The 9717-nt window shown below is 57.4% G+C and carries 6 protein-coding genes; 4 read left to right on the top strand and 2 right to left on the bottom strand.

The window, feature by feature from the left end; translation table 11 throughout:
* Nucleotides 1–195: 195 nt before the first annotated feature.
* Together LC354_RS24190 and LC354_RS24185 are read right to left on the bottom strand one after the other, a co-directional pair.
* Complete coding sequence (locus LC354_RS24190) at nt 196–1092, bottom strand: AAA family ATPase (RefSeq protein ID WP_223428542.1); 897 nt, start codon at nt 1090–1092, stop codon at nt 196–198.
* A gap of 346 nt (nt 1093–1438) precedes the next feature.
* Complete coding sequence (locus LC354_RS24185) at nt 1439–3934, bottom strand: adenosylcobalamin-dependent ribonucleoside-diphosphate reductase (protein WP_223428541.1); 2496 nt, start codon at nt 3932–3934, stop codon at nt 1439–1441.
* Nucleotides 3935–4123: 189 nt separating this feature from the next.
* On the opposite strand from LC354_RS24185, the gene LC354_RS24180 reads away from it, so the two are divergent.
* From LC354_RS24180 to LC354_RS24165, 4 genes are all read left to right on the top strand, one after another.
* Nucleotides 4124–4555: a DUF1489 family protein gene (locus LC354_RS24180; RefSeq protein ID WP_223428540.1), complete on the top strand. Its 432-nt coding sequence runs from the start codon at nt 4124–4126 to the stop codon at nt 4553–4555.
* Between the two features lie 314 nt (nt 4556–4869).
* A complete protein-coding gene (locus LC354_RS24175; protein ID WP_223428539.1) occupies nt 4870–6798 on the top strand; it encodes a DUF3604 domain-containing protein in 1929 nt (642 codons plus the stop codon).
* A 5-nt stretch (nt 6799–6803) separates the two neighbouring features.
* Complete coding sequence (locus tag LC354_RS24170; protein WP_223428538.1) at nt 6804–8591, top strand: DUF3604 domain-containing protein; 1788 nt, start codon at nt 6804–6806, stop codon at nt 8589–8591.
* A 68-nt stretch (nt 8592–8659) separates the two neighbouring features.
* Nucleotides 8660–9643, top strand: coding sequence for a SphA family protein (locus tag LC354_RS24165; RefSeq protein WP_223428537.1), 984 nt, complete (start codon nt 8660–8662; stop codon nt 9641–9643).
* The last annotated feature ends 74 nt before the right edge of the window (nt 9644–9717 follow it).

The raw sequence follows: 9717 nt of genomic DNA, 5'->3' as shown, positions 1-9717 counted from the left end.
GCCGCCGAACAAGCAAAGGGGCCTGGGCGCCCAGCTCAAAGAGCGACACCGGCTAACATCCAAGCTGATTGACGCGCCGCGACAATCAAAAACACAAAACCCTTGATCGCGATAGAAAACGACGGCATCGTCTCAAGTGTCGCGACCAAGGATTCTCATCCTGATTGACGCGCTCCTCGCATCCAGATTGTCGCGCTACATCAATAATGGTTCTGGAACTCTTTGGGCATCATTCGCGGTAAGAACCCACGAGATATGGGACATGTCGATCCGGATGCGGAAATATGGGCACTCCCAAGCCACCGAAGTTGCCGGTTCCAATAGATTTAACAAGGAATCTGAAAACGAGTGATTGGCCCCTTTTTGTGAAGTCGTTGATTGAGATTTGCAGATTTCATCGACCACAATCAGAGGGTTGCCCACAAGGTGTTGAAGGATCATCTCCAATGGTCGCCCTGGTTGTTCAGATGACCAACCCCTCTCCGTGCCAGCAACTGCAAACCCAACGCCGCCAAGGCTGGCATCAATCTCGCACCGAGGGATGTGTAATAATTCTGACAATCGCCGGGCCCAGACTGACTTACCAATTCCCGGGGGGCCATTCAGAAGTAATGGCGGTAAATAGATTGGCTTTCCAATACTGACGCAATGCCGGAGAGCATTCCAGACTTCTTGTGTGGCTGGCGCCATCCACGGCATTTCTTCGTGCAGGGCAGATACGACTTCATCCACCCAATGCTCGCTTTCAGGTTCAATCAACCGAGCGCCTGAAATCAGCGGTTTTAATCGTTGAACTTCTTCCTCTTTCAGGTGCGCCAAACCAGACGCAACCTTCCAGCGTTGCACGAGATTCTCAGCCCGGTCTCGAATGCGCCTGCGGTCTTCCCAGGTAAGGTCCATGCCTTCGGACAATTCATCGGCAACATCGTCGAATTCATTGAGACCCAGATCGACCGAGTTCTCATCGTCACCGATAAATTCTTTGGCGAGTTTATTCTTGCGAAGTTCTAGGAGAAATACGGTCAGGCGCTCGGTGACCGCAGCTTTAGTGACTTCAGGTTTTGGTAAGTGGATAAGTTTCGAGACTTTCATAATTATGTCCTTGTCCGTTCTGAGAAAGGGACCGGCAGGAAATCAGATGAGCACTGGAGAAGTAGACAAGCTATCGATGGCCGACCCCGAAAGAGGGCAGAGCAAGGAAGTCATATGAGGCGGATATGCTTTTTCGGTTTCATACTCTGAGACAGCATAAAGTCAGATATCCCGTCAATAGCTTTCCAAAGCGAGGGGGCGCCAGATCCTGAAATCTGGCGCCCCCTCATATCATTTAAAAACAAGGGCTTAGTGATTCATGGGCGCTAATGACCTTGTTTTTGGGCGCTAAAACCGCCCAAATGGGTCTCAATTACCTTGCGGATCAGATCAAGCCCCTCGACCCTCAACCGCACTTGGAAAACCCGCAGGATGCGCATGTCATGCAACCTTCAACCATCCGCAATTCATAGCTGCCGCAACTGGAGCACGCTTTGCCTTTCGGCGCGCCGCCACCCGTGATCTCGGCTTTGGGATCAGCCTTCAGCCCCATACCTTCACCAGCGATAAAGCCGATGGTGATCATGTGCTGCTCAATGACGCCACCGATGGCCGCGAGGATGGAGGGAATATACTTGCCGCCCATCCATGCGCCCCCACGAGGGTCGAACACGGCCTTGAGTTCTTCGACAACAAAAGACACATCGCCCCCGCGCCGGAACACCGCCGAGATCATGCGGGTCAGCGCCACAGTCCAGGCGAAATGCTCCATGTTCTTGGAGTTGATGAAAACCTCAAACGGACGGCGATGGCCGCCGATCACCACATCGTTTATGGTGATATAAAGCGCATGCTCGCTGTCGGGCCATTTGACTTTGTACGTGTTGCCCTCCAGCGCCGATGGCCGGTCCAGCGGCTCGGACATATAAATGACGTCACCGTGGGGTTGCATCGGTTCTGCGTCGTCGGTCGCTACAACAATTTGGTCCTCAGATCCGCCAAACAAATACCAACTCGCAGAGCCCCCTAATACTTCAGCAAACTTTTTAGCACCATCCGGTGACAGGTTTTTCTGATTTGTTTCGAGTCCGCTTAAGTGAGGCGCTGAATATCCAACCAAATCCCCGACCTGAACAAGGGTCAAATCCTTTTCTTTGCGTGCCCAGCGAAGCCGTTCCCCAACTGTCGACATCTCCGGAGTTTTCTCTTCAGAAACACTCAACACCGATCCCGTCACGTCGTTCGGTCGGTAGGTCGTGCACCCTTTACAGCCCTGATCCCAGGCCGCCATGTACACATCCTTGAAGTCACCAAAGCTGATATCCTCAGGGCAGTTGATGGTCTTGGAGATTGAGGAATCCACCCATTTCTGCGCCGCCGCCTGCATCTTTACGTGGTCAATCGGGGCCAGGGTCTGCGCATTGACGAAGTAATCAGGCAACGCCGCATCCCCTTTCAAGTCACGCCACATCTGAACGGCATAATCCACAACTTCCTCTTCGGTGCGCGACCCGTCTTTCTGCAATACCTTCCGGGTGTAGGCATAGGCGAACACAGGCTCGATCCCGCTCGACACGTTCCCGGCATAGAGGGAAATCGTCCCGGTCGGCGCAATCGACGTCAGCAAGGCGTTGCGGATGCCGTGTTCGGCAATGGCGTCGCGCACATCCGCATCCATGGCCTGCATCGATCCGCTGGCCAGATAGCCCTCGGCGTCGAACAGCGGGAACGCCCCCTTTTCCTTCGCCAACTCCACTGACGCCAGGTATGCGGCGCGGGCGATCGCGTGCAACCAGTCCTCGGTCTGACGCGCCGCCGCGTCGGATCCATAACGCAGGCCCAGCATCAACAGGGCATCGGCCAGCCCGGTGACCCCCAGACCGATCCGCCGCTTGGCCGCCGCTTCGCGCGCCTGCGCCTCCAATGGAAACCTGGACGCATCCACGACATTGTCCATCATGCGCACGGCCGTGCCGACCAATTCGGTCAGCGCTGCCCCGTTCAACTCCGCCGCATCCTCGAACGGATCCGTCACCAGACGCGCCAGATTGATCGATCCCAGCAGGCACGCCCCATAGGGCGGCAACGGCTGTTCGCCGCACGGATTTGTCGCCGCGATCGTTTCGCAATAACTCAGGTTGTTGGCCGCGTTGATCCGGTCGATGAAAATCACGCCCGGCTCGGCGTAATCATAGGTGGCCTTCATGATACCGTCCCACAGGGCGCGCGCCTGAACGGTCTTGTAGACCGTACCATCAAACACAAGATCCCACGGGCCATCCGCCTTCACCGCGTCCATGAACGGATCGGTGACGAGGACCGACACATTGAACATGCGCAACCGGGCCGCGTCGGACTTGGCGGTGATGAAATCTTCGATATCGGGGTGGTCGCAGCGCATCGTTGCCATCATCGCGCCCCGGCGCGACCCCGCCGACATGATCGTACGACACATCGCGTCCCACACATCCATAAACGACAGCGGGCCGGAGGCATCCGCCGCCACGCCCTTCACATCCGCGCCCTTGGGCCGGATGGTCGAGAAATCATAGCCGATCCCGCCGCCCTGCTGCATGGTCAGCGCCGCTTCCTTCAGCATCTCGAAAATGCCGCCCATGCTGTCGGGGACCGTGCCCATGACAAAACAGTTGAACAACGTGACCGACCGCGCCGTGCCCGCTCCCGCCGTGATCCGGCCCGCCGGCAGGAATTTGAAATCCTCAAGGGCGTCATAGAACTTGCCCTCCCACTGCGACGGATCTTCCTCGACGCGGGCCAGATCATTGGCAATCCGGCGCCAGCTGTCCTCGACGGTGACATCGATCGGTGTGCCGTCAGCCTCCTTGAACCGGTACTTCATATCCCAGATCTGTTCGGCGATCGGCGCAGCAAAGCGTGTCATGTCAGGCATCCTCAATGTGGTCGTCGATTCTTTGGGCGACAGTGCAGGCAAGCAATCTATGCGAATTTCGCCACAACAACTAGTGAAAAATCATGATACGGACACCAAATATAGGGGTGTGGCAACCACAACACCTTGCAGTCTCGCACAGGTACACTACAATATTTTGTGTCTGTCGGAGGTGAGTCTGTGGATAAGTACATCAACTTGATCAAGCTCTCGGTCGGGACCGAGACAATCGATGATCTGGCGGCCTGGCAAGCGACCAAACGGGCGCAGACGCCAGACGGCCTGCCGCGTCACGTCACCCGCATGTGGCCCAAACGCGAGGCCGAAATTCTTGCGGGCGGATCCATCTTCTGGGTCATCAAGGGCGTGCTGACCTGTCGGCAGCGCATCCTGAGGCTGGACGAGTATATCGGACAGGACGGCATCCGCCGCTGTGCGATTGTGTCGGACCCCGCATTGATCCGCGTGCAATCCGCGCTGAAACGGCCCTTTCAGGGCTGGCGCTATCTCAAACCCGAAGATACGCCCCCCGACCTGCCCAAAAGCCGTGCCGACGAAGAGCCTCTTCCTGTGGAGTTGAACCGCGCGCTGGCCGAAATCGGGGTTCTTTAGGGGGAGGTCTCTGCTTGAAGTGCCCGGCAGAAGTTCCTAAAAATCGCGGGACATGCGCTTGCAGTAGAATATGCGGCAAGTGCAAAAACTCTCACGCAGACAAATCTGGGTCTGGCCGGACCGCTCAACCAGAACCTTCTTCTGGGGATGCTGCGGCGATGAAACCATAATCAATGTTGGCAATTTGTCTGGTATCGCCGAAACTGCGCGGCATGTTACCGGCGTGGCTGGCAATTCTGATGATGTGAGAGAGCGCAGCGTCAAGAAGCCTGTCAAGTCGGCCAGCGACTGAACCGCGGAATGGGAATATCGGTATGGATTACGGAATACGTTTGTGGGCGACGACAGCACTCGTGGTGGGTCTCGCCACCGGCGCTTCGGCGCAGGATTCCATAGATATGCAGGGCCTTCCGTCCGTGTTCCCTGAGCGACCATACTCGCCATATGCGGACCGGGCGTTTCCGGAAAATGTCTTTTTCGGCGACACGCATGTTCATACCGGGTTGTCCGCGGACGCGGGGGGCGGCGGGACGACCTTGATGCCGCGCGACGCTTACCGATTTGCCCGTGGGGAACAGGTGACTTCGAATACCGGGCAGCCGGTCAAATTGCGCACGCCCTTTGATTTCTTCATGATCACCGATCATTCCGACGGCATGGGTGCCATCATGGATATGATCGCCGGGACGCCGAACATCATGGCCGACCCGGACGGCAAGAAGTTTCACGAAGCGTTCAACGCAGGCGGAACAAAAGCTCAGGAAGCCACAGTTGAACTGGTGCGCCAATTCTCACAGGGTGAATTATCCGAAGCGCTCAATTATCAGCCAGGCAATCCGGCTTACAAGCGTGTCTGGGACGACATCATGCAGGCAGCCGAGGAATTCAACGATCCTGGCCGCTTTACCACGTTCATCGCTTTTGAATGGACCTCGCTGGAGAAGGGCAACAACCTGCATCGCAACGTGATCTTCCGTGACGGGCCGGAGCGTGCCGGGCAAATCGTGCCCTATACAACGACCCCGCCAACCGGCAGCCGCGACCCAAAGGACCTTTGGAAATGGCTGGAGGCCTATGAGGAAAGAACCGGTGGCGATGTCACTGCGATTCCGCACAACGGCAATCTCAGCAACGGCATGATGTTCGCCCTTCAGGATGATTTTGCCGACGGCGCAGCCTACGACGCGGGGTATGCCGAACAGCGCAACAAATGGGAGCGGCTGTACGAGGCGACCCAGATCAAGGGAGACGGCGAAGCGAACCCGATATTGTCCCCCGACGATGAATTTGCGGATTTTGAGACCTGGGGTTGGGGCAATTTGGATGCTTCTGAGGCCAAGACACCGCAGATGCTTCCGGGAGAATACGTCCGATCCGGCCTGCAACGCGGGCTCCAACTGGAAAACGAGCTGGGGATCAACCCGTTCAAATTCGGGCTGCTGGGTGGATCAGACACCCACACAGGGTTGTCGACGCCGGATAACGATAATTTCTTTGGGAAATTCACGGCCTATGAACCCAGCGAACACCGATCCAACCACCTCTCCAAGAAGAACGAGGCGCAGGGAATCGAGTATCATTCGTGGCGCTACATCACCGGGGGTCTGACTGCCGTCTGGGCCAGGCAGAATACCCGTGGCGCAATCTTCGACGCGATGGAACGCCGCGAGGTCTACGCGACGACCGGCACGCGCATCCGGCTGCGGTTCTTCGGTGGTTGGGATTTTGACGCCGCCGACGCGTACCGGCGGGATCTGGCGCTGGTGGGCTATACCAAAGGCGTGCCGATGGGGGCGGATCTGCATCCCGGCGATGGTGCGCCATCGTTCCTTGTCTACGCTCTGCGCGATCCAATGGGGGCGAACCTGGACCGCGTGCAGATCGTCAAAGGCTGGCTTGATCGTGACGGAACGCCCCGGGAAAAGGTCTACGATGTCGTCTGGTCGGACCAGCGCATTCCCGGCGAAGATGGCAAACTGCCTGCGGTCGGCAACACGGTAAACCTGAGCATTCCTGCATGGACCAATACGATCGGCGCCTCCGAACTGGGAACCGTCTGGCAGGATCCGGATTTCGACCCGGATCTCAAGGCCTTTTACTATGCCCGCGTGATCGAGATCCCCACGCCCCGATGGACCGCATATGACGCGGTGAAATTCGACCTTGATCTGCCGGATCACATCCCGCTGATCACCCAGGAGCGGGCCTATTCCTCCCCAATCTGGTTCAGCCCAAAAGGATAAGTCTCATGAGACGGACTGCCACTTCACTCCTCATTGTGCTTCTGGCCAGCGCAGCAATGGCCGAGCCCAATCCCCTCAAGACTGCATATTTCGGCGAAACGCACATGCACACCGCCCTGTCGCTCGATGCGTATATCGGTGGCGCAAGGTTGATGCCATCCGATAGCCTGCGCTTTGCCAAGGGAGAGCCGGTTCTGATCAACGGGCGCCACAAGCAGTTGGAGCGCCCATTGGACTTTGTTGCCGTCAGTGATCACGTGGAATACCTGGGCGAGATGTACTCAACCATCTTTCCCGATGCGCCCGGGCACGAACAGGACGATCTGGAAGAACTGCGAACGCTGGAAAGCCTTAAGGACAAGCAGGATTGGTTCTTCAAATACGTCGTCTCGAACAATCGGGGCGACAACCCGTCTCATCCGCCTTTCTACATGGGGCCTGAGACAACCAAATCCGGCTGGCAGATCATCGTGGATGCGGCCGAGGCACACAATGACCCCGGAAATTTCACGGCCTTTGTCGCCTTCGAATGGTCTGCTGCGCCGGGCGGTGGGAACATGCATCGCAATGTGATCTTCCGCGACGAAAAGGCCCCGGACCTGCCAATGTCGAGTTACGACTCGAACAAGGTCGAAGACCTCTGGGCCTGGCTGCAAGAGGCCGCCGATGACGGTGCGACCCCGCTGGCCATCCCACATAATTCCAACGCGTCCAAAGGATTGATGTTTCCGGAAGTGGACAGCTTTGGAGACCCGATCACAGCGGAGTGGGCGGCCACGCGGGCGCAATGGGAACCCCTGATCGAGATGATGCAGATCAAGGGAAATTCCGAAGTCCACCGGTCTTTCTGGACGGCGGATGAATTCGCCAATTTCGAGAATGCGGATTCGATTCAGAAAAATTCCGATCGCTGGTTTTCCAAGCGGGATTTCGTACGCGAAGGCCTGAAACTCGGGCTGCTCAACGCGCAGGAACTGGGCACCAACCCATTCCAGCTTGGCTTTATCGGTGGAACGGACAATCACAACGGCCTGACCAGTGATGTTGCCGAAAACGACTTCATAGGCGGTCACGGACCGGAAGATGGCAGCGTAGACCGTCGCCGGACCGCCGGGGTTGGCGGCTGGATCGACGGCAAAGATCTGTCGATCGGCTCGCTGGCCGGTGTCTGGGCCGAGGAAAACACGCGCGCCAGCATCTGGGACGCAATGAAACGGCGCGAGACCTTTGCGACGTCTGGCACACGCATCAAGGTGCGCATGTTCGGGGGTGCGGATCTTGCGACGCCCACCGACGCGGTTGCGATGACCGAAGAGGGATATGCCGAAGGAACGCCCATGGGGGGCACTCTGACGGACCTTTCCGAGGCTCCGAGTTTCACCGTTTACGCTCAGAAGGACCCCGACGGAGCCAATCTGGACCGGGTCCAGATCATCAAGGGCTGGGTCGACGCGGCAGGAGAAACACACGAAACGATCGGTGATGTCGTCTGGTCCGGCGACCGCACGATGAACGGAACCGGAAAACTGCCACCCGTCGGCAATACCGTGGACCTGACAACGGCGAAGTTCACCAATGATATTGGTGCGCCTGTCCTTATGGGGCACTGGGCCGATCCCGATTTTGATCCACAGGAGCGCGCCTTTTACTATGCCCGCGTGCTGGAAATCCCGACCCCGCGCTGGAGCACCTATGACGCCGTGCGCGCCGGGTTGCCTTTATTGCCCAATGTTCCGGCAGTCATTCAGGAACGCGCCTGGGGTTCCCCCATCTGGTACAACCCGGCAAATTGACCGTCACCCCGACAAGACAAGCCAGAAGGGTTCGCACCCGAAACGCAAGTGCACAGAAAGAGCCATCCATGTTCCGACCGACATTCACTGCTCTGGCAACGTTTCTGGCAGTGGGCACAGGCACACCCTCGTTCGCCGTCGAAGGGGGGATGGGGGCCTATCTGCTTGGGTCCAGAACGACTTTTTCAGGTGTCGTTCCAGCTCCCGGAACCTATGCGGGATTGGACCTCGTCAGGTCCAAAGGGTCTGTGGAAGGGCTGTCTCTGGCCGGTCTGCCCATCAGGGCGGATGCAGATATTGAACTGACCTTTGCCAAGGTAAGCCTGACACAGGTTTTTGATACCACGTTGTGGGGCGGAACTCCGGCTCTGAATCTCAATATACCCTTCGTGCTCGACGCCAATCTCTCCTTCGTCGGGCAAACCCCGCCGATCGTAGGGGTCCCGATTACCGACAGCACGTCCGGCTTTGGTGACATCACCTTGACCGGGCTCGTCGGCTGGCACAGTGACAAGCTTCACTACAGCGCGGGATTGTCGATCTTCGCGCCGACAGGGAGCTATGAAACGGCGACGGTGGATGCCCAGAACCAGACCATCAACGCCCTGAACACGGGAAAGAACATTTGGTCGTTTCAACCGGTCTTTGCGATAACACATTTCGATCCCGTAACCGGATTGGAGTTTTCAGGCGCAGCCAGCCTGTTGTTCAGTACCCGCAATGACGCGACCGATTACCAGAACGCACCTGCGGTCAATCTGGAAGCCGCCGCCCTGCAACATTTCAAATCCGGTCTGGCCGTCGGCATCACCGGATACGCCTACAAACAAATTGGCGACGACAGCGGATCCGGGGCGGAGTCCACCAAGGCGTTTCTGGGCGCAGACAGTCTGAGCGCACGGGTTTTCGGGGCCGGGCCGATCATGACCTACAACGGTGCAAATATCTTTGGCCAGGACGTCAGCCTGCAACTGAAATACTATACTGAGTTTGAGGCCAAACGGCGGTTCGAAAGTGATACGATCTGGCTTAATGTCTCCGCCAATTTCTAGGCAGCACACCCATTAATTCTTGTTTGATTGCATAGTTTTGTGATTCAGTTTCGTTCAAACAACGGGCGGGAGGA

Origin of the sequence: Tateyamaria pelophila (assembly GCF_019966495.1) — a bacterium.
In the GTDB taxonomy this organism is placed as follows: domain Bacteria; phylum Pseudomonadota; class Alphaproteobacteria; order Rhodobacterales; family Rhodobacteraceae; genus Tateyamaria; species Tateyamaria pelophila.
Note: the sequence above shows the minus strand (reverse complement) of the source record. Positions and strands in the feature narration are given on the sequence as shown.